The following is a 1,116-nucleotide window of genomic DNA, read 5'->3' on the forward strand; positions in this document are numbered from 1 at the left end:
GCAGGCACAAGCCATGGTTGTAAATACACAAACCACCAAGTCATATGTTGGATTAGCGGGTTGTGAAGAGTTTAATCAGTACATCGCTAAGCTAGTATTAGGGGAGACGCCGGTATTTGATCGTCTGACTTCAATTCAAACCCCAGGAGCTAGTGGCGCTTTACGCATGCTTGGTGATTTAATGCGGGTCGCTCAACCAGAAACCACCGTTTGGCTAACCAATCCTAGTTATATTAACCATAAACCAGTGATGGAAGCCGCAGGATTAAAGGTTAAATACTATGCTTATTTCAATCCACAGACTAAGTTAGTTGATGTGGCACGCATGTTGGATGATTTATCTCATGCAGGGCCAAAAGATGTCGTGCTATTGCATGGGTGTTGCCATAATCCAACAGGAGCCGATATTGATCTCTCTGCTTGGCAGGCAATTACAGAGTTAGCTCTTAAACAAGGCTTTACTCCTTTTGTTGATATTGCCTACCAGGGCTTCGGTGGTGGGCTCGAAGAAGATGCCAGCGGTTTACGCTATATGGCAGCAAAAGTTGAGGAAATGTTGATCACCACATCCTGCTCTAAAAATTTTGGTTTATACCGAGAAAGAACAGGGGCTGCTATAGTATTAGGAAAAAACGGGCAGGAGATTGCGAACGCTCGGGGCAAAATGTTGACCTTAGCACGCTCGACTTACACCATGCCACCGGATCACGGTGCCGCATTGGTGAAAACCATATTACAAAGTGAGGCATTAACCTCCCTTTGGAAACAAGAACTCAATACCATGCAACACCGCTTGTTAAACTTGCGTCAAACCTTATGTAATGAGTTGAGAAATCAACATAATACGTCACAATTTGATTTTATTGAAAGTCATCAAGGGATGTTTACCGTGCTTGGATTTAGTGCCGCGCAGATGCATCGATTGCGAGAAGAGTTTGCAATATATGGTGTGGCTGATGGTCGAATTAATATCGCAGGGTTAACCGAACAAGATATTCCTTATGTGGCAGAGGCGATAGTTAAGGTATCTTAACTGATGTTTGATTAGGTGAATGAATGAAATCACACTGGAAAATTTTTATCCTAGGTATACTTTCTGGCACATTGAGTGCTTGC

1 protein-coding gene is annotated in these 1,116 nt (G+C 43.2%); it reads left to right on the forward strand.

Annotated features, from left to right (window positions below):
- Window positions 1-1,033, forward strand: a 1,033-nt coding sequence (locus B7C60_RS15420) for an amino acid aminotransferase (RefSeq protein WP_245869560.1), incomplete at its 5' end; no start/stop codon positions are given.
- Between the last annotated feature and the right edge of the window lie 83 nt (window positions 1,034-1,116).

Origin of the sequence: Vibrio fujianensis, assembly GCF_002749895.1 — a bacterium.
Classification (GTDB): domain Bacteria; phylum Pseudomonadota; class Gammaproteobacteria; order Enterobacterales; family Vibrionaceae; genus Vibrio; species Vibrio fujianensis.